Annotated in this window: 22 protein-coding genes; 14 read left to right on the top strand and 8 right to left on the bottom strand. The window is 69.5% G+C overall.

All coding sequences use genetic code 11. The features are described 5' to 3' along the window. The first annotated feature begins 14 nt into the window (after window positions 1-14). From JI746_RS06160 to JI746_RS06115, 10 genes are read left to right on the top strand one after another with little or no spacing between them, the layout of a single operon-like run. On the top strand, window positions 15-437 hold the full coding sequence (locus JI746_RS06160; RefSeq protein WP_201687928.1) for a c-type cytochrome: 423 nt from the start codon (window positions 15-17) through the stop codon (window positions 435-437). Further along, complete coding sequence (locus JI746_RS06155) at window positions 434-1,300, top strand: substrate-binding domain-containing protein (protein ID WP_201687927.1); 867 nt, start codon at window positions 434-436, stop codon at window positions 1,298-1,300. Before JI746_RS06160 ends, JI746_RS06155 begins: the two co-directional genes overlap by 4 nt. 8 nt (window positions 1,301-1,308) lie before the next feature. Then, on the top strand, window positions 1,309-2,004 hold the full coding sequence (locus JI746_RS06150) for a hypothetical protein (RefSeq protein WP_201687926.1): 696 nt from the start codon (window positions 1,309-1,311) through the stop codon (window positions 2,002-2,004). A gap of 24 nt (window positions 2,005-2,028) precedes the next feature. Next, on the top strand, window positions 2,029-2,385 hold the full coding sequence (locus JI746_RS06145) for a hypothetical protein (RefSeq protein WP_201687925.1): 357 nt from the start codon (window positions 2,029-2,031) through the stop codon (window positions 2,383-2,385). Then, window positions 2,372-3,397, top strand: coding sequence for an AAA family ATPase (locus JI746_RS06140; protein ID WP_201687924.1), 1,026 nt, complete (start codon window positions 2,372-2,374; stop codon window positions 3,395-3,397). The genes JI746_RS06145 and JI746_RS06140 overlap by 14 nt, the downstream gene beginning before the upstream one ends. Window positions 3,398-3,420: 23 nt before the next feature. Beyond that, complete coding sequence (locus JI746_RS06135) at window positions 3,421-4,269, top strand: DUF58 domain-containing protein (protein ID WP_201687923.1); 849 nt, start codon at window positions 3,421-3,423, stop codon at window positions 4,267-4,269. After that, complete coding sequence (locus JI746_RS06130) at window positions 4,269-5,126, top strand: calcium incorporation protein MxaA (RefSeq protein WP_201687922.1); 858 nt, start codon at window positions 4,269-4,271, stop codon at window positions 5,124-5,126. The genes JI746_RS06135 and JI746_RS06130 overlap by 1 nt, the downstream gene beginning before the upstream one ends. Continuing rightward, a complete protein-coding gene (locus tag JI746_RS06125) occupies window positions 5,123-6,139 on the top strand; it encodes a vWA domain-containing protein (protein ID WP_201687921.1) in 1,017 nt (338 codons plus the stop codon). The genes JI746_RS06130 and JI746_RS06125 overlap by 4 nt, the downstream gene beginning before the upstream one ends. Further along, the gene (locus tag JI746_RS06120) at window positions 6,136-6,675 is read left to right on the top strand and encodes an MxaK protein (RefSeq protein WP_201687920.1); all 540 of its coding nucleotides are present in this window, start codon (window positions 6,136-6,138) and stop codon (window positions 6,673-6,675) included. Before JI746_RS06125 ends, JI746_RS06120 begins: the two co-directional genes overlap by 4 nt. Then, entirely contained in the window at window positions 6,672-7,580 is a 909-nt protein-coding gene (locus JI746_RS06115; protein ID WP_201687919.1) for a VWA domain-containing protein, read from the top strand. The genes JI746_RS06120 and JI746_RS06115 overlap by 4 nt, the downstream gene beginning before the upstream one ends. Here the strand turns inward: JI746_RS06115 and JI746_RS06110 are convergent. From JI746_RS06110 to JI746_RS06100, 3 genes are all read right to left on the bottom strand, one after another. Then, entirely contained in the window at window positions 7,558-7,947 is a 390-nt protein-coding gene (locus tag JI746_RS06110) for a 4a-hydroxytetrahydrobiopterin dehydratase (protein ID WP_201687918.1), read from the bottom strand. The genes JI746_RS06115 and JI746_RS06110 overlap by 23 nt on opposite strands. A 42-nt stretch (window positions 7,948-7,989) precedes the next feature. Next, a complete protein-coding gene (locus tag JI746_RS06105; protein WP_201687917.1) occupies window positions 7,990-8,193 on the bottom strand; it encodes a hypothetical protein in 204 nt (67 codons plus the stop codon). A gap of 134 nt (window positions 8,194-8,327) precedes the next feature. Then, window positions 8,328-8,498: a hypothetical protein gene (locus JI746_RS06100; RefSeq protein WP_201687916.1), complete on the bottom strand. Its 171-nt coding sequence runs from the start codon at window positions 8,496-8,498 to the stop codon at window positions 8,328-8,330. A gap of 192 nt (window positions 8,499-8,690) precedes the next feature. Between JI746_RS06100 and JI746_RS06095 the strand changes: the two genes are divergently transcribed. The 4 genes from JI746_RS06095 (at window position 8,691) to JI746_RS06080 (ending at window position 11,584) form a co-directional block, all read left to right on the top strand. Then, window positions 8,691-9,080, top strand: coding sequence for a PilZ domain-containing protein (locus tag JI746_RS06095; RefSeq protein ID WP_201687915.1), 390 nt, complete (start codon window positions 8,691-8,693; stop codon window positions 9,078-9,080). A gap of 87 nt (window positions 9,081-9,167) precedes the next feature. Further along, window positions 9,168-9,917, top strand: a complete 750-nt coding sequence (aat, locus tag JI746_RS06090; RefSeq protein ID WP_201688183.1) for a leucyl/phenylalanyl-tRNA--protein transferase — start codon at window positions 9,168-9,170, stop codon at window positions 9,915-9,917. Further along, window positions 9,914-10,735 carry an arginyltransferase gene (locus JI746_RS06085; protein WP_330892954.1) on the top strand — a complete coding sequence of 274 codons (822 nt, stop codon included), beginning with the start codon at window positions 9,914-9,916 and terminating at the stop codon, window positions 10,733-10,735. Before aat ends, JI746_RS06085 begins: the two co-directional genes overlap by 4 nt. A gap of 51 nt (window positions 10,736-10,786) precedes the next feature. Continuing rightward, window positions 10,787-11,584: an IclR family transcriptional regulator gene (locus tag JI746_RS06080; protein WP_201687914.1), complete on the top strand. Its 798-nt coding sequence runs from the start codon at window positions 10,787-10,789 to the stop codon at window positions 11,582-11,584. A gap of 161 nt (window positions 11,585-11,745) precedes the next feature. On the opposite strand, the gene JI746_RS06075 is transcribed toward JI746_RS06080, so the two are convergent. From JI746_RS06075 to ilvC, 5 genes are all read right to left on the bottom strand, one after another. Continuing rightward, window positions 11,746-12,786: a serine hydrolase gene (locus JI746_RS06075; protein ID WP_236599612.1), complete on the bottom strand. Its 1,041-nt coding sequence runs from the start codon at window positions 12,784-12,786 to the stop codon at window positions 11,746-11,748. A gap of 273 nt (window positions 12,787-13,059) precedes the next feature. Next, on the bottom strand, window positions 13,060-14,610 hold the full coding sequence (locus JI746_RS06070; RefSeq protein WP_201687913.1) for a 2-isopropylmalate synthase: 1,551 nt from the start codon (window positions 14,608-14,610) through the stop codon (window positions 13,060-13,062). After that, complete coding sequence (gene leuA, locus JI746_RS06065; RefSeq protein WP_201687912.1) at window positions 14,595-16,286, bottom strand: 2-isopropylmalate synthase; 1,692 nt, start codon at window positions 16,284-16,286, stop codon at window positions 14,595-14,597. Before leuA ends, JI746_RS06070 begins: the two co-directional genes overlap by 16 nt. A 428-nt stretch (window positions 16,287-16,714) precedes the next feature. Further along, the gene (gene pssA, locus JI746_RS06060; protein ID WP_201687911.1) at window positions 16,715-17,527 is read right to left on the bottom strand and encodes a CDP-diacylglycerol--serine O-phosphatidyltransferase; all 813 of its coding nucleotides are present in this window, start codon (window positions 17,525-17,527) and stop codon (window positions 16,715-16,717) included. A gap of 181 nt (window positions 17,528-17,708) precedes the next feature. Next, window positions 17,709-18,725 (bottom strand): ketol-acid reductoisomerase, encoded by a 1,017-nt coding sequence (ilvC, locus tag JI746_RS06055; RefSeq protein WP_201687910.1) that lies wholly within the window; start codon window positions 18,723-18,725, stop codon window positions 17,709-17,711. Between the last annotated feature and the right edge of the window lie 33 nt (window positions 18,726-18,758).

Here is an 18,758-nt window from a genome sequence, read left to right as displayed (position 1 = left end):
GGGGAGTCCGAAACATGAAGTCCAACATCGCACGCGCCCTCCTGCTGGCGCTGCCCCTGGCGGCGGCCACCGTCGCGGCGCAGGCACCGGCACCGGCCGCGGGCCAAGACAAGCCCTACAAGGTCGTCGATGGGTACAAGGTCGACAAGTTCACGATGGAAGGTTTTCGCACCTGGCGTGCCGCAGCCTGCGACCGCTGCCACGGTGCCAACCAGGAAGGCCTGGTCGGCCCTTCCCTGATCAACAGCCTGAAGACCCTCACCAAGGAAGAATTCGTCACGACCGTGACCAACGGCCGCCTCGACAAGGGGATGGTCAGTTTTGCCACCAACAAGACGGTGATGTCCAACCTCGACGCCCTCTACGCCTACCTGAAGGGGCGTTCCGACGGGGCCATCACGCGCGCCCGCGTGGAGCCCATGGAAGTCGGCTCATGACGGCCCGAAGTACCCTCGCGGCCCTCGCGCTGGCCGCATTGGGGTGGACCGGCAACGCGGCCCACGCACAGGCCTTGCCCGACGACTCTCCGCGCACGGCGTTCCGGGTCTGCCAGGACCCGAACAACATGCCGTTCTCCAACCTCGCCGGCGAGGGCTTCGAGAACAGGATCGCCGAGCTGTTCGCCCGCGACCTCGGGCTGCCGGTCACCTACTACTCGTTCCCCAACCGGCTCGCCTTCATCCGCAACACGCTGCGCTTCAAGCTGCCCGACGAGGCCTACCGCTGCGACGTGGTGATGGGCGTGCCGGCCGGCTTCGACCAGGTCTCCGCGACCAAGCCCTACTACCGCTCCACCTACGCCCTGGTGTTCCCGCGCGGCAAGGGCATGGACGCCGTGCGCAGCTCCGAGGACCTGCTCGCGCTGCCGCCGGAGCGCCTGCGCACCCTGCGCATCGGCGTGTACGACCGCTCGCCCGCATCGATGTGGCTGGCGCGCCATGGCCTGGTCGACCGCGGCGTTCCCTACGCGATGATGAGCCCCGACCCGGAGCAGTACCCCGGCCAGATCATCGAGCGCGAACTGGCGCAGGGCCGCATCGACGCCGCCATCGTCTGGGGTCCCATCGCCAGCTACTTCGCCCGCCGCGTGAAGTCGCCCGAACTCCTGGTCGCACCGATGAAGTCCGAGCCCGGCCTGCCGTTCGACTTCGCCATGGCCATGGGCGTGCGCTACGGCGAGCCGAAGTGGAAGAAGCAGATCGAGGACCTGATCGCCAGGCACCGCGTCGAGATCCTCGCGATCCTGCGCGAGTACGGGGTGCCGCTGGTGGACGAAGCCACCCCGACGGCCGTCAAGTGAGCGGCGCCATGCGGAGGGCCAGCCTGCTTTGCACCGCGGCCTGGCTGGCGCTGGCCGTGCCGCCCGTGTTCGCCCAGACCCAGCCCCAGCCGCAGCCCCAGCCCGCCGCTCCCGAGCCGTCGGCGGCCGAGCGGCTCGTGTTCCAGCAGGACCACCTGGCCAACACGCGCCAGCCGGGCGCGCTGCGCTACGTCTACGTCGAGGAGGCCGAGGGCAAGCCCCGCGTGACGGACCGCGCGGTCATCACCTTGAGCCAGGGCGCGGCCGGCTGCTGCGACGTGCACGGCGACTACCTCACCGGAGCGCTGGCGGTGAACCTGCCGGACATCCCGCAGGCCCGCGGCAATCCGGTGGTGCTGTACTTCCTGGAAGGCGAGGTACGGCGGCTGCAACGCACCACCAACGGCCAGGCGGCGCATTTCCGCCGGCGCATCCGCCAGTCGCTGGTCGACGCGGCCACGGTTTCGGACACCACGATCCGCTGGGGCGCAAAGGACGTGCCGGCGCGGCTGGTGCGCATCGCGCCCTTCGCCGACGACCCTTTCCGCAACCGCTTCGAGGACCAGGCGGCGACCGAATACACGATCCTCCTCTCCGACGCGGTGCCGGGAGGCGTCTACCAGCTGCGCGCCCTGCTGCCCGGCGCCTCGGCGGGTGCCGCGCCGCGCGCCTCGCGCACGCTCACCATGGCCGAAACGAACTAGAACCCCGTTCAGGGAGAACCCGGCATGCGAATTCCCGCGCTCCACTGCTTCCTCGCGGCGCTGCTCGCCGCCCCCGCCTGCGTGCAGGCCCACGATTACCCGACCTCCGAGCGCGTCACCTACGTCGAGTCGTGCATCCACGACCACCCCGGCGGCCACTACGAGATGGTGAACAAGTGCTCCTGCGTGATCGACCGGATCGCCGCCGAAGTGCCCTACGACGACTTCGTCACCATGAGCACGGCTTCCAAGGCCACCAGCATCGGCGGCGAACGCGGCTCCTACATCCGCGACGTCGAGTCGCTGCAGGTGCAGATCCGCAAGTTCCGCCAGTTGCAGGCGCAGGCGCGCAAGAGCTGCCTCCTCGATGACCCACGCTGACGAACTGCTGCACGGCTGGCGTGCGCGGGCGCTGCGCATCGAGGCCGAGGTCGCACGCGCCGTCGTCGGCCAGCCGCAGGCGCTGCGGATGATCAACGTGGCGCTGTTCGCGCGCGGCCACGTGCTGCTCGAAGGCGACGTCGGCGTCGGCAAGACCACCGTGCTGCGCGCCTTCGCGCGGGCGGTGGGCGGCCAGTTCGAGCGCGTGGAGGGCACGGTGGACCTGATGCCGGGCGACCTCGTGTACCACACCTACGTCGACGAAGCGGGCAAGCCGCGCATCGAGCCCGGCCCCCTGCTGCGCCACGAGGACGCGCTTGCCACCTTCTTCTTCAACGAGATCAACCGGGCGCGGCCGCAGGTGCAGGCGCTGCTGCTGCGCGCGATGGCCGAACGCACCGTGACGGCGTTCAACCGCGAATTCCGCTTCCCGCACATGACGGTGTTCGCCGACCGCAACCGGCTCGAACGCGAGGAGACCTTCGAGCTGCCGGCGGCAGCGCGCGACCGCTTCATGTTCGAGCTGCGGATGGCCGCGCCCGCCGACGAGGCGGCGCGGCGGGCCATCGTCTTCGACCCCGCCTTCCACGACACCGAGGCGCTGCTGGCGCGCGTGGAGCCCGGCATCGTGCCCTGGCGCGAGTTGAACGACATCGCGGTGCTGGTGCAGGAAAGCGTGCTGGTCAGCGAAGCCCTGCAGCGCTACGTGATGGACCTGTGGGAGGCCACGCACGCGCCGCAGCGCTTCGACGTGCGCATCGAGGGCGTCGACATGGACCGCCTGATGCTCTCCGGCGCCAGCCCGCGCGGCATGATGGCGCTGGTGCGCGCCGCCCGCGTCGCCGCCTGGTTCGCCGGCCGCGAGCACGTGATCCCCGACGACATCGCATCGGTGTTCCCGGCGGTGATGGGCCACCGCGTGTTCTTCTCGCCGCTGTACGAGATGCGCCACGCCCAGATCGCCGAGGCGCTCACGGCGCAGCTCCTGCAGCGCGTTCCGACGCCGCGCTGAACCCCCTCGCGGCGAATCCCACCATGAGCGCCGTGCCGGAGTTTCGCTACCGCTCCCCGCACCGGGTGGCCGGCCAGCGCACCGGCACCCACGCGGGCAGCGGCCTGGGCACGGGACTGGAGTTCGTCACCCACCTGAGCCTGTATGCCCGGCCCGACCCGCGCCGGCTGGACCTGCGCGCCAGCATCGCGAGCCTGCAGTCCGACTGGCTGGTGCGCGTGAACCGGCAGCGCGCCGCCATGACGGTGCGCCTGCTGGTCGACGTCTCCGCCTCGATGCGCTTCGGCGCCCCGGGCAAGCTGGAAGTGGTGGGCGCGTTCGTGCAGGCCCTCGGCCACAGCGCCTTCCGGGTCGGCGACGCCGTCGGCATGGTGGCCTTCGATCGCGCCGAGCACCCCGAACTGCGCGTCGCCGCCTGGCGCCACCGCGGCATGGGCGAGATGCTGGCCGACCTGCTGCTGCAAAGCCAGGGCGGCCCGGGCGGCATCGCCGGCCTGCGCGAAGCCGCCACGCTGATCGCCGGGCGCAGCGGCATCGTGTTCCTGGTGTCGGATTTCCACTGGCCGCTGGCCGGGCTGGACGACGTCCTCGACATGCTGCTGCCGGCCTTCGTCGTCCCCCTCGTGGTGTGGGACCCGGCGGAAGTGGAGCCGCCCGCGCGCGACGGCCTGGCGATGCTGCGGGACGCCGAGAGCGGCGGCGGCCGCACCGTGTGGCTGCGCCCGGCCCTGCGCGCGCGCTGGCGCGAGGCGGTGCTCGCGCGCCGCACCGAACTGGACCGCCTGTTCGGCGCGCACGGACTGCGGCCGTTCTACCTGCAGGGTGCCTTCGACGCGCAGGCGCTGTCGGAGCATCTGTGCGAGGGATCGTGATGCAATGGTGCCGCGCCCTCGCGTTCGCCGCGGTGCTTTTCACCGCGGCGGTGCTGGCGGACGCCGGCGACGCCGTGGTGCGCCAGCCGCGCCCCTTCGGCTACACCGTGGGCGACATCGCGGTGCAGCAGGTGCTGCTGGCACGCGAAGGCCGCGCCTTCACCCCGGCGACGCTGCCCGGCCCGGCACGCGTGAGCGCCTGGCTGGAACGGCGCACGGCACGCGTGGAAGCCGCCCCGGACGGCGCGCGCTGGCTGGTGGTGGAATACCAGGTCGTCAACGCGCCCCGCAGCCTGGCGACGGTCGCCGTCCCGCGCTGGGAACTGGCGGGCGCCGCCGGTGCCGCGCCGCTGCGCATCGCACCCGCCGCCCTCAGCATAGGGCCGCTCACCGCGCCCGTTGCGCCCACCGAGTCGCTGCCGCTGCGTCCCGACCGGCCGGCCCCGGTGATCGACACCGCGGCGATGCAGCGCACGCTGTCGCTGTGGCTCGCCGCCCTGGCCACCTGCCTGGCCGGCTGGCTGGCGTATGCGGGCTGGAGCGCATGGCGGGCCCGCACGGCCCTGCCCTTCACCAGGGCCCTGCGCACCTTGCGCGGCCAGCAGGCCGGCGCGCCGGCGGCCTTCCAGGCGCTGCACCAGGCCTTCGACCGCACGGCGGGACGGGTCGTGCACGCGGGGACGCTGGACGCGCTGTTCCAGCGCGCGCCGCACCTGCAGCCGCTGCGGCCGCAGATCGAGGCGTTCTACGCCCAGTCCGCGCAGCTTTTCTTCGGCCCCGGGTTGCCCGCGGATGCCGTGTCGCCGCAGGCCTTGTGCACAGGGCTCAGCCGGCTCGAACGGCGGCATGCGCCATGAACGCGCTGCTCGAATTCGCGCACCCCTGGGCGCTGGTCCTGCTGCCGCTGGCGGTGCTGCCGCTGTTGCCGCGCCGGCGGCAGGCGCTGGTCTTGCCCCACCTGGGCTGGCTGCCGCCGGACCGCCTGGGCGCCGCGCTCGGACGGGCGTGGCGGCTCCTGGCCATGGCCGCCCTGCTGGCGATCGTCCTCGCCATCGCCGGGCCGATGCGGCCCGAAACGCTGGTGCAGCGCAGCGGCCGCGGCGCCGAGATCGTGCTGCTGATCGACCGCAGCCGCAGCATGGACGAGCGCATGCTGCCGGCCGACTGGCGCACCATCGACCCCCTGAACCTGCGCTACCAGGCCGGCTCCCGCGGCGAGCCCAAGGGCAAGGTCGCGCGCGAACTGCTGGCGCGCTTCGTCGGCGAACGGCCGGACGACCGCTTCTCGCTGATGTTCTTCAGCACCCAGCCGATGCGCGTCGTGCGCTTCACGCAGCACGACGCGGTGGTGCAGGCCGGCATCACGGCCGGCAGCGTCGGCCGGGGCCTGGCGGACACCGACGTCGGGCGCGCCCTGCTGGCCGCCATCGCGGAGTACGACCAGCGCGCCTACACCGGCAGCCGCATCGTGCTGCTGGTGTCCGACGGCGGCGCGCGGCTCGATGCCGCCACGAAGAAGCGCGTGCACGCGGCGGCACTGCGCAACCGCGTCTCGCTGGCCTGGATCTACCTGCGCTCCGTCAACAGCCTCAAGCTCGATACGCCGGGCGAGGCCAACGAAGCCGTGCCGGAGATCGCCCTGCACCGCTTCTTCCAGACCCTGCCCGGCGCCTACCGCGCCTACGAGGCGGACGACCCGGAGAGCGTGGCACGGGCGGTGGCAGACGTGGGCCGGCAGCAGAACTTCCCGCTGGACTTCACCGAGCGCGTGCCGCGGCGCGATTTCAGCGCTGCCGCGCTCGCCACGGCAATCGCCTGCTGCGCCCTGCTCTTCGCGCTGCGCGCCGTCACCTTGCGGGCCTGGCAATGAAGCGCCGCACCATTCACCTCCTGTTCGCCGCCGCCAGCTTCGCCCTGGCCGTGCCCGCGGCGTGGCAGGCCGTGCGCATGGTGCAGGCCGAGCGCATCAACCGCGCGATCGCGCAGGCCGACGCCAGCGCGGCCCCCAGCGACTTCGCCGAAGCGCGCTTCGCCCAGGCACTGGCGCTGTCCGGCGCCGGCCGCTACGAGGCGGCGCTGGCCGCGCACAAGGCGCTGCTGCAGGGCGAGCACGGGCCGCTGCGGCACGCCGTCCTGTACAACCTGGGCAACCTGCACCTGCGCGAGGCACTGAAGAACGGCACCAAGCACGCGAGCGACGCGCTGCCGCTGGTCGAACTTGCCAAGCAGAGCTTTCGCGATGCGCTGCGCGACGACCCCGCTGACTGGGACGCGCGCTACAACCTCGAGCGCGCCCTGGGCATCGCGCCCGAGGTCGACGAGCAGCTCGGCGAGGACAACGCACCGCCGGTGGAGCGCGAACGCGTCCTGACTACCGCGCCCGCGATGCGGAGCGACCTGCCGTGAAGGCGCTGCTGCGCGACGCGCCCCTGCTCGCCGGCGCGACGCTGCTGCTGCTCGTCGCGCTGCTCATGCCGCCGGTGCCGCTGCCGCGCAACGTGGCGGACACCGTCCTCGTGTTCGACATCACGCAGAGCATGGACGTGGAGGACGCGCAGATCGACGGCGCGCCGGTCAGCCGGCTGGAGTTTGCCCGCGCGGCGGCGCGACGCGCCCTGCGCGAGCTGCCCTGCGGCTCCCGCGTGGGCTGGGCCGCGTTCACCGAATACCGCACCCTGCTGCTGCTGGCGCCGATCGAGGTCTGCGAGAACTACAACGACCTGCTTGCCACGCTGGCCGAGATCGACGGCCGCATCCGCTGGGGCAACGCCAGCGAGGTCGCCAAGGGCGTGTTCTGGGCGCTGCGCGCCGCCAAGGAGCTGCAGGGCAAACCTGCGATCCTGTTCCTCACCGATGGCCACGAGTCGCCGCCGCTCACCGCCTTCCCTCGCTTCGACGACGTCCAGGCGGGGCAGGTACGCGGCTGGCTGCTGGGGATAGGCGCCGGCGTGCCGCAGCCCATCCCGCGCACGGATGCGGAGGGCAACCGCATCGGCTACTGGCGCGCCGGCGACGTGCTCCAGCGCAACGTGCCGGCGGGCCAGCCGCCCTCGCGCGAACACCTGTCGGAGCTGCGCGAGCCGCACCTGCGCGCGTTGGCGGCCCAGACCGGCCTGGGCTACAGCGCCCTGCGCGATCCGGGGCAGCTTGCGGCGCTGATGCGCGACCCGCAACTCGCGCGCCGCGCCAGCGTGGCCACCGACCTGCGCGCCGTGCCCGCGCTGCTCGCGCTCGCCCTGCTGTGCGTATATTTCCGGCCCGATGCCTTCGGTGGCGGGCGGCCGCGCCTCAGTCGTACTTCAGGTACTTGAAGCGCGGATCCTCGGGCGTGCCCTCCAGCGGCGAGCCCTCCTCGCCGCCGGGCCGCCACATCAGCACTTCCTCGATCTTGCGCGCCAGCGCGAAGTCCTTGTCGGTCACGCCCTTGGCCGAATGGTTGACCAGCTTGACGACCACGAAGGCGTACGACACGGCCAGGTCCGGGTGATGCCATGCGGCCTCGGCCAGGTGGCCGACGGTGTTGACCACCATCAGCGTGGATTTCCAGCCGGTGGTCTTGTACTTGCGGCGGATCCAGCCGTCCTCGTAGTACCAGGCCGGAAGTTCGGCCGCGAGTCGCTGCGTGATCTCCTCTTCGGAGTAGACCTCGTCGGGGGAACCCTTGCGCCATTGGGCCATGCGAGCCTCCATCGAAGAAGCACGCGCCATCCTGCGCGCCGCTCAGTGCGAGCGGCGCAGGAGGACCGGCAGCGTATTCTCCATCTGCGGGAACACGGGATTGCGGATCGATTCGCCCGGCGCCTGGCCGGGGCGCGATTGCAGGGCGAAGGAGAGGTAGGGCAGCACGCTGTGCGCGCCGAAGCCCCAGCGCCGGCCGGCCGGCAGCAGGCGCGCTTGGGAATCGGGGACGTGCGGGCTGCGCATGAAGTCGGAAGCGTTCAGGATGACCTGAAGTTTGGCACAGACGGCCGGCACGATCCTGTTTTTTTCACGCCCGCCAGTGTGGACTTTTCCGCGCTGTCGCCCGGCCAGCGCAAGCAGACCGCAGGACCGGAGTGCTAGACCGAGGTCAGCAGCAGGGCCACCGCCGTCCATAGCAGGAGCGAGGCGCCACCGGCGAGCCAGAAGGCCGTCGCCGCCACCGGGTCCTCGCCTTCGGCCAGGGGGGATCCCCACGGCATCAGCACCTGGAGGGTTTCAGCGCGTGCTTCACGGCTGTCGTGCGGCATGTCGGCTCCTTCGACGGGACGAGCGCATGCTGGAATGCGGCCTGCGCCCGTCTTGTCGGAATGCGCCTTCGCGGCGCGTAGTCGCCACTGAAGCCGCGCATGAATCCGCCGCGTCCGACGCGTCGGCCCGGCGCCGGACTACAAACCAGTCCCTGTCGCCGGCTACGGTCGGGGTTCACGAGGAACAGTTCCATGCCCGAACACGGAGTCACCATCCCGGTCCCGCTGCGGCCCCGCCGGGAACGCAGGGAGGCCGAGCGCTTCGGGGCGACGATGCCCGTGAGCGTGGATGGGGCGCCGGCGACCACCCGGGACATCAGCGCGAACGGCCTTTCCTTCCTTTCCGAGCGCAGCTACGAGAGCGGCGCGCGCGTGCAGGTCGTGATCGAGTACCTGCTGGACGGCCAGCAGTACCCGCTGCGCTGCGAGGCCGAGGTGGTGCGCAGCGAGCCCGCCGAAGGCGGCTTCCGGATCGGCGCCCGCCTGCTGCCGCGGCCGCAGCTGGTGCCGGTGTCGGTGGCCAACGCCGACACGGTGCAGCCCGCCGCCGGAGTGCCGCGGCCGCTGCGCGGCGCGCCCTAGGAAAGCGCTCGACCGATTTCCTCCAGCCGCGGACGCGAGCCCCGCCGGCCGGGCACAATCACCTCCCGCGTGACAGTGCCCACCCCGATGCACCTGCCCTGGCTCCAACCTGGCGACCCCTTCCCCGATCCGGCGCAGGCCTGGGATCAGCGGCAGCCGGCGCCCGGCCTGCTGGCGGCCGGCGGCGCGCTCGACATCGACAGCCTGCAGCGCGCGTACGCCAACGGCATCTTTCCGTGGTTCAGCGAAGGCCAGCCGATCCTGTGGTGGAGCACGGATCCGCGGATGGTCCTGTTCACCGCGGAATTCAGGCTGCACCGGTCGTTCCGCAAGACGCTGGCGAAGTTCGTCGCCGACGCCCAGTGCGAGATCCGCTTCGACACCGACTTCGACGCGGTGATCCGCGCCTGCGCCACCAGCGAGCGCCCGGGCCAGTCGGGGACCTGGATCGTGCCGGCGATGGTGCAGGCCTACCAGGCCTTCCACCGCGCCGGCTTCGCCCACAGCGTGGAGACCTGGATGGACGGGCGGCTGGTGGGCGGCCTGTACTGCGTGGTGATCGGCCGCGCCGTCTTCGGCGAGTCGATGTTCACCCGCGTGCCGGACGCCTCCAAGATCGCGCTGGCGGCGCTGGTCGCCTGGAGCCGGCAGGCGCAGGTGAGCGTGATCGACTGCCAGCAGAACACCCGGCACCTCGCCTCGCTGGGGGCGCGCGAGATCCCGCGGGACGAATTTGTTCGGGAAGTGGCCGCACAGGCGCGTCGCAACAGTGCACCATGGCAATTCGAGCCCGTATACTGGGACGCAGTCTTGCCGCCCTCCACGACCCCCGCGTGACGCACCTCAAGGACCTTCCGCTCCAGACGCTGCAGTTCTACGCCACGGCGCCGTACCCGTGCAGCTACCTGCCGGGCAAGCAGGCCCGTTCGCAGGTGGCGACGCCAAGCCACCTGATCCACAACGACGCCTACTCGGACCTGGTCACCAGCGGCTTCCGTCGCAGCGGCATGTTCACCTACCGCCCCTATTGCGACGGCTGCCGCGCCTGCGTGCCGCTGCGCGTGCTGGTGGAGGACTTCCATCCGAGCCGCAGCCACCGGCGCGCGTGGGCGCGCCACGGCAACCTGCAGGCCCGGGTGCTCAAGCTGTGCTTCGTGCCCGAGCACTACCACCTGTACCTGCGCTACCAGACAGGGCGCCATGCCGGCGGCGGCATGGACCACGACAGCATCGACCAGTACACGCAGTTCCTGCTGCAAAGCCGCGTGAACTCGCGGCTGGTGGAATTCCGGGAAAAGCAGCCGGATGGCAGCATCGGCCCGCTGCGCATGGTCTCCATCCTCGACGTGCTGAACGACGGCATTTCCGCCGTGTACACGTTCTACGAACCCGATCCGACCTCGAGCTACGGCACCTACAGCGTGCTGTGGCAGATCGACCAGGCCAGGCGCCTGAAGCTGCCGCACGTGTACCTGGGCTACTGGATCCAGGAAAGCCCGAAGATGAACTACAAGTCGCGCTTCCACCCGCACGAGGTGCTGGTGGACGGCCAATGGCAGCGCGGCGACGGCTCGCCCCTGCCCCCGCTGCCCGCGGCGGCCCTGCCGCGGCCCGTCGCACCGCCACGACCTTTGCGCCGCGACAAACCCCGCTGAAGCCGCGGCTCGGTTTCACAAGATAAAATACGGGGGCATACTACGGTCCCCATGAGAAAAACCGACTCCACGGCTCCCGCCACCCCCACCATCCAGGTGATCGAGCGCATGTTCGCGCTGATCGACGTTCTGGCCTCGCGGGAAGAAGCCATCTCCCTGAAGGAAATCAGCGAGAAGACGGGCCTGCACCCGTCGACCACGCATCGCATCCTCAACGACCTGGCCACCGGCCGCTTCGTGGACCGCCCCGAGGCGGGCAGCTACCGCCTGGGCATGCGCCTGCTCGAACTGGGCAACCTGGTGAAGGCGCGGCTGAACGTGCGCGACGCCGCGCTGGCGCCGATGCGCGAGTTGCACAAGCAGATCCAGCAGCCGGTGAACCTGAGCGTGCGCCAGGGCGACGAGATCGTCTACGTGGAGCGCGCGTACAGCGAGCGCTCGGGCATGCAGGTGGTGCGCGCCATCGGCGGCCGGGCGCCGCTGCACCTGACGTCCACCGGCAAGCTGTTCCTGGCGGTGGACGATCCGCAGCGCGTGCGCGCCTACGCCACCCGCACTGGCCTGGCCGGCCACACGAAGAACAGCATCACGCAGCTGCCGATCCTGGAACGCGAGCTGGCCAAGGCCCGCCAGTACGGGATCGCGCGGGACAACGAGGAACTGGAGCTGGGCGTGCGCTGCATGGCCGCCGGCATCTATGACGACCAGGCGCGCCTGATCGCCGGCCTGTCGATCTCGGCCCCCGCCGACCGGCTGGACGAAAGCTGGCTGTCGAAGCTGCAGACGACCGCCGCAGCGATCTCCGCCGCTTTGGGCTACAAGCCGCCGACGGAGCGGCTGGCGGCGTAAGAACCTGGAACAGGACAGCCGGACAGCCAGAACGCAAAAGCCGCAAAAGAAGCGCGAAAGCCGCAAAGGAACATCCCCATCAAGGATGTCTTTTGCGGCTTTTGCGTACCTTTGCGGCTTTTGCGTTCTGGTTGTTGGTTGTCCCGACCGTCGCGCGGCGTCTACCCGTTGACTTGGCGGATGATCGTGTTGGGGCTCGGCAGGCCGCTGGGGGAGTGGGTTTCGACCCATTTGCGCACGCGTTCGGCGTCGCCGATGCGGCTCAGCTTGCCGGCGGAATCCAGGAACACCATGATCAGCTTGCGGCCGGCCACCTTGGCCTGCATCACCAGGCACTGGCCTGCTTCCGCGATGTAGCCGGTCTTCTGCAGGCCGATCTCCCAGGCGGGGTTCTTCACCAGGCGGTTGGTGGTGTGGAACTGCATCGTGCGGTTGCCCACTTCGACCTGACGCTCGGGCGTGGTCGTCAGCTCGCGCAGCATCGGATCGTTGGAGGCGAAGGCCACGAGGCGCGCCAGATCCTGCGCACTCGACTGGTTGCGGCTGGACAGGCCCGTCGGCTCGACGTACTTCGTGTCGTTCATCCCCAGCAGCTTCGCACGGCTGTTCATGGCTTCGACGAAGGCATTCAGGCCGCCGGGATAGGTGCGACCCAGCGCATGGGCGGCGCGGTTTTCGCTGGACATCAGCGCCAGCTGCATCAGCTCGCCGCGGGTCAGCGTGGCGCCGACCCGCAGGCGCGAGCCGGTGAATTTCTCGGTGTCGACGTCGTCCTGGCTGATGGTGACCGCCTCGTCCATCGGCAGCTTGGCCTCGCTGATGACCAGGCCCGTCATGAGCTTGGTGATGGAGGCGATCGGCAGCACGGCGGAATCGTTCTTGCGCAGCAGGATTTCGTTGGAGTCCTGGTCGATCACCAGGGCGACGCTGGAGCGCAGGTCAAGCTCATCCTGCGTGGCGTGCAGGCCGGCCATCTCGCCGAAGGAAGGCTTGGCCGGCGCCAGGCGCACGATCGAACGGCTCTGCCGGGCGACCATCGGGCTGCGGGGGACCGTGTACGTCTTGCTGACCCGGGCACGCTTCACGATGCTGGCGTGGGCCTCCTTCTTGGCCACCCGCTTGTGCGGGGCGGCGTCGGCAGCGACGGGCGCGAGCGACAGGGCCAGGACACTGATGGCGATCGCGTGGACAAGGCGGTTCAAGGTCGGGTACTCCAGCAACGACGGTGGGTGTAGGACACAACTGACACCACGGGACGAAGTGTACTTCTGCAGCGGCGCGTTTGGGGGCAATGTTTACAAAAATCAATGACTTAGGAACATAAGCTCACGCCCTGCCTGTGCAGTGAGGGAAATCCCCCAGTCCTGACTGTCATTTTTTCCGCGGACACGGTTGCGCCGCCGGCACAGCTGGCTAACGCGATGGCTCAGGAGTTGGTTGTCAGGCGCGGCCCGGCCGGAGCGCCGGGCCGGGAGCTACAGCGGCCCGCCGCCTTGCGCCGGGACCTTGTCGACCTTGCTGTGCAACTTGTTCAAGGCGCTCAGGTAGGCCTTCGCCGAGGCGACCACGATGTCCGGATCGGCGCCCACGCCGTTGACGATGCGCCCGGAGTTCGACAGCCGCACCGTCACTTCGCCCTGGCTTTCGGTGGAGCCGCTGATCGCGTTGACCGAGTACAGCACCATCTCCGCCCCGCTCCTGACGTGCGTCTCGATCGCCTTGAGCGACGCGTCCACGGGACCGTTGCCGTCGGATTCGCCGCGCACCTCGCGGCCCTCCACGGTGATCACGACCTCGGCATGCGGACGCTCACCGGTTTCGCTGTGCTGGCGCAGCGAGACGAGCCGGTAGGTTTCCTGTTCGTGCGTGGCCGCCTCGTCGCTCACCAGCGCCAGGATGTCCTCGTCGAAGATCTCGCTCTTGCGGTCGGCCAGTTCCTTGAACTTCGCGAAGGCGGCGTTGATGTCGGCCTCGCTCTCCATCTGCACCCCGAGTTCCTGCAGGCGTGCCTTGAAGGCGTTGCGGCCGGAGAGCTTGCCCAGCACGATCTTGTTGGCCGTCCAGCCGACGTCCTCGGCCCGCATGATCTCGTAGGTGTCGCGGGCCTTGAGCACGCCGTCCTGGTGGATGCCGCTGGCGTGGGCGAACGCGTTGGCGCCGACCACCGCCTTGTTCGGCTGCACCACGAAGCCGGTGGTCTGGCTCACCATGCGGCTGGCCGGCACGATGTGCTCGGTGGCGATGTTCACGTCGAGCCCGAAGTAGTCCCTGCGGGTCTTCACGGCCATCACGATCTCTTCCAGCGAGCAGTTGCCCGCACGCTCACCCAGGCCGTTGATCGTGCATTCGACCTGCCGCGCGCCACCGAGCTTGACGCCCGCCAGCGAATTGGCGACCGCCATGCCGAGATCGTTGTGGCAGTGCACCGACCAGACGGCCTTGTCGGAGTTCGGAATGCGCTCGCGCAGCGTCTTCAGGAAGTTGCCGTACAACTCCGGTACCGCGTAGCCGACGGTGTCGGGCACGTTGATCGTGGTCGCGCCTTCGTTGATCACCGTCTCCAGCACGCGGCACAGGAAGTCGATCTCGCTGCGGTAGCCGTCCTCGGGCGAGAACTCGATGTCGGCGCAGAGGTTGCGCGCGAAGCGCACCGACTGCTTCGCCTGCTCCAGCACCTGCTCGGGCGTCATCCGCAGCTTCTTTTCCATGTGCAGCGGCGAGGTGGCGATGAAGGTGTGGATGCGGGCGCGGGCCGCGCCCTTGAGCGCCTCGGCCGCCCGCGAGACATCGCGGTCGTTGGCGCGTGCCAGTCCGCAGACGACCGACTCCTTGATGGCCTGGGCGATCGCCTGGACGCATTCGAAATCGCCGTTGGAGCTGGCCGGGAACCCGGCCTCGATCACGTCGACGCGCAGCCGCTCGAGCTGGCGCGCGATGCGCAGCTTCTCGTCCTTGGTCATCGAGGCGCCGGGCGATTGCTCGCCGTCGCGCAGCGTCGTGTCGAAGATGATCAGTTGGTCTGCCATGTGGATTCCTCTTGTTCGGTCGCGAGGCCGGCGCGCTGCAGGCCCGAGACGATCGCCTTCAGCGAGGCCGAGACGATGTTGCCGTCCATGCCGACGCCGAACAGCGTGCGGTCGCCGACCCGCAACTCGAGGTAGGCGACGGCGCGCGCGTCGGCGCCCGATGCGATCGCATGCTCATGGTAGTCCAGCACGCGGATCGGCTCGCCGATGGCCTGGCTCATCCCTTCGACGAAGGCATCGATCGGGCCGTTGCCCGCTCCGGTCACCGCGAGCGCGCGGCCGTCGGCCATGCGCACGTCCGCTTCGAGGGTGACCCGTTCGCCCGGGGCGCCGGATTCCAGCACCTGGTGCGCCACCTGCGCGCGGCCGATGCGGTACTCGTTGCCGAACAGCGTCCAAAGGTCCTGCGCCGAGAGTTCCTTGCCGCTGGCATCCATCACGGCCTGCACCACCTGGCTGAACTCGATCTGCAGGCGGCGCGGCAATTCGAGGCCGTACTCGCTCTCCAGCAGGTAGGAGATGCCGCCCTTGCCGGACTGGCTGTTGACGCGGATGACGGCCTCGTAGCTGCGCCCCAGGTCCTTCGGGTCGAGCGGCAGGTATGGCATGTCCCAGGGCTCGTCCTCCCGGCGCGCGGCGAAGGCCTTCTTGATGGCATCCTGGTGCGAGCCGGAGAACGAGGTGTAGACCAGGTCGCCGACATACGGGTGGCGCGGGTGCACCGGCAACTGGTTGCAGTGCTCCACGGTGCGGCGGACCTCGTCGATGTCGGAGAAGTCCAGGCCCGGATCGACGCCCTGGCTGTAGAGGTTCAGCGCGACGTTCACGAGGTCGAGGTTGCCGGTGCGCTCGCCGTTGCCGAACAGGCAGCCTTCGAGGCGGTCGGCGCCGGCCATCACGGCGAACTCGCCGGCCGCCGTGCCGGTGCCGCGGTCGTTGTGCGGGTGCACCGAGAGCACGATGGCGTCGCGCCGCGCCAGGTGGCGGTGCATCCACTCGATCATGTCGGCGAAGATGTTCGGGGTGGAGTGTTCCACCGTGGACGGCAGGTTGACGATGCACTTGCGCGCCGGCGTGGGCTGCCAGACCTCGGTCACCGCATCGACCACCCGCTTGGCGAAGGCCAGCTCGGTGCCGGAGAACATCTCGGGCGAGTACTGGAAGATCCACTCGGTGGCGGGCTGCTGCGCAGCGAGTTCCTTGAACAGGCTCGCTTGCGAGGTGGCGAGCTCCACGATCCCGTCCTCGTCCAGCGCCAGCACCACCCTGCGCATCACCGGCGCGGTGGCGTTGTACAGGTGCACGATGGCGCGGCGCGCGCCCTGCAGCGCTTCGAAGGTGCGGCGAATGAGCGGCTCGCGCGCCTGCGTCAGCACCTGGATGGTGACGTCGTCGGGGATGAGGTCTTCCTCGATCAGCTTGCGCACGAAGTCGAACTCGGTCTGCGAGGCCGAGGGGAAGCCGATCTCGATCTCCTTGAAGCCGATCGCCACCAGGGTCTCGAACATGCGCAGCTTGCGCGGGATGTCCATCGGCTCGATCAGCGCCTGGTTGCCATCGCGCAGGTCGACGCTGCACCACACGGGGGGCTTCGTCAGCACCGCGTCGGGCCAGGTGCGGTCGTTCAGGCGCACGGGCGCGAAGGGGCGGTACTTGCTCGCGGGGTTCTTCAGCATCGGCATCGGTGTTCTCGCTTGGTGGGATCGTGGTGGTGGAACCGGCAGCCCCAAAGAAAAACGGCCCGCTGCTGGTGCAAACGGGCCGTCTGTCCGGGAATACGCGCGCGCGCTACCGTCTCCGCCCGTGGGGGATGAGTAGTAGGGCCAGCGCGATACGGTTCATGCGGTTGACTGTAACACAGGACTTTGCGGATTCCGCATCAGGGTTTTCTAGCGCGGGGGCGAGGGGCTTTCGCGCATCGCTGGGGTTCACGCGCTTCGCGGTTCACCGCCAGCCTACGAATCACCGCCAGCATCTGGCACGGGGGCGAACGGTGTCGGGTAGGCTGGCGGTGAGCGCCGAAGGCCGAACCCCAGCGCTTTGGCGCATCGCTGCGAATCACCGGCGTACCACTCACCGCCAGGGCACGCTCCCCGCCCGCGAATCACCGGTGGAGACCGCTCTCCTCCGGTTCGTCGGTCGACGTGGCGATCACGCTGGCGCGTTCTCCGCGCGACTTGCGCCAGAAGTACAGCGCATACCCGGAGAGGCCGTAGATCACGAAGATCGCGAACAGCACGGCGGGCGGATAGATGTTGATGACGGCGATGCCCAGGGCGATCAGCACGATCACCGCGAAGGGCACGCTCTTCTTCATCTGGATGTCCTTGAAGCTATAGAACGGCACGTTGGTGACCATCGTGAGGCCCGCGTACAGCGCCACGCCGAACATCACCCAGGCCACCTGGAAGCCGCGCACCTCGTACTCCGTCATCAGCCAGATGAAACCGGTGACCAGCGCCGCTGCCGCCGGCGACGGCAGGCCCTGGAAGTAGCGCTTGTCGATCACCGCGGTGTTGACGTTGAAGCGCGCCAGGCGCAGCGCCGCGCAGGCGCAGTAGACGAAGGCGGCGATCCAGCCCCAGCGGCCCAGGCCCTTGAGGCCCCACTCGTAGGCGATCAGCGCCGGCGCGGCGCCGAAGGAGACCATGTCGGAGAGCGAATCCATCTGCTCGCCGAAGGCGCTCTGCGTGTTGGTCATGCGCGCCACGCGGCCGTCGAGGCTGTCCAGCACCATCGCGCAGAACACGCCCACGGCCGCCAGGTCGAAGCGGCCGTTCATGGCCATCACGATCGCGTAGAAGCCGCCGAACAGCGCGGCCAGCGTGAAGAGGTTGGGCAGGATGTAGATGCCCTTGCGCCGCTTGCGCACCACCACCCCGTCTGCCGAGTGGTCGTCTTCGTGTCCGTCGTGCATGGGGAGAGTTTAAGCGCCCGCAGGAACGGAAAAACAACGCCCGCGACCGTGAGGCGCGGGCGTCGGTTGCTTGGACGTAGGCTGGCGGTGAACCGCGGAGCGCGTGAACCCCAGCGATGCGCGCAAGCGCTGGGGTTCCCGGCGCGCGGCGGCGCGCGGTCACCGCCAGCCTACAGGTGCATCAGTTGCGGCTCTGGTCCACCAGCTTGTTCTTCTTGATCCAGGGCATCATCGCGCGCAGCTGCTCGCCCACGACCTCGATCGAGCTCTCGGCGTTGAGGCGGCGGCGCGACTGCAGGGTCGGGGCGCCGGCGCGGTTTTCCAGGATGAAGCTCTTGGCGTATTCGCCGGTCTGGATGTCCTTCAGCGCCTGCTTCATCGCCTTGCGGGTCTCTTCCGTGACGATCTTCGGGCCCGTGACGTACTCGCCATACTCCGCGTTGTTGGAGATCGAGTAGTTCATGTTCGCGATGCCGCCTTCGTAGATCAGGTCCACGATCAGCTTGAGCTCGTGCAGGCACTCGAAGTACGCCATCTCGGGCGCGTAGCCGGCTTCCACCAGCGTGTCGTAGCCGGCCTTGATCAGTTCCACGGTGCCGCCGCACAGCACGGCCTGCTCGCCGAACAGGTCGGTCTCGGTCTCCTCGCGGAAGTTGGTCTCGATGATGCCGGCCTTGCCGCCGCCGGTGGCCATCGCGTACGACAGCGCGAGGTCGCGCGCACGGCCCGACTTGTCGGAGTGCACGGCCACCAGGTGCGGCACGCCGCCACCCTGGGTGTAGGTGCTGCGCACGGTGTGGCCGGGGGCCTTGGGCGCGACCATCCACACGTCCAGGTCGGCGCGCGGCACGACCTGGCCGTAGTGCACGTTGAAGCCGTGGGCGAAGGCCAGAGATGCGCCCTGCTTGATGTTCGGCTCGACGTCGTTCTTGTAGACGGTGGCGATCTGCTCGTCGGGCAGCAGGATCATCACGACGTCGGCGGACTTCACGGCCTCGCTGACTTCGGCGACCTTCAGGCCGGCCTTCTCGACCTTCGGCCAGGAGGCGCCGCCCTTGCGCAGGCCGACGATGACCTTCACGCCGCTGTCGTTCAGGTTCTGCGCGTGGGCGTGGCCTTGCGAGCCGTAGCCGATGATGGCGACCGTCTTGCCCTTGATCAGGCTCAGGTCACAGTCCTTGTCGTAATAAACCTTCATGAGTCTCTCCAGAAAAACTATGTGCTTTGGGGG

It is taken from the genome of Ramlibacter alkalitolerans, assembly GCF_016722765.1.
GTDB classification, from domain to species: Bacteria; Pseudomonadota; Gammaproteobacteria; order Burkholderiales; family Burkholderiaceae_C; genus Ramlibacter; species Ramlibacter alkalitolerans.
This window is presented reverse-complemented; position numbering and strand designations above follow the sequence as displayed.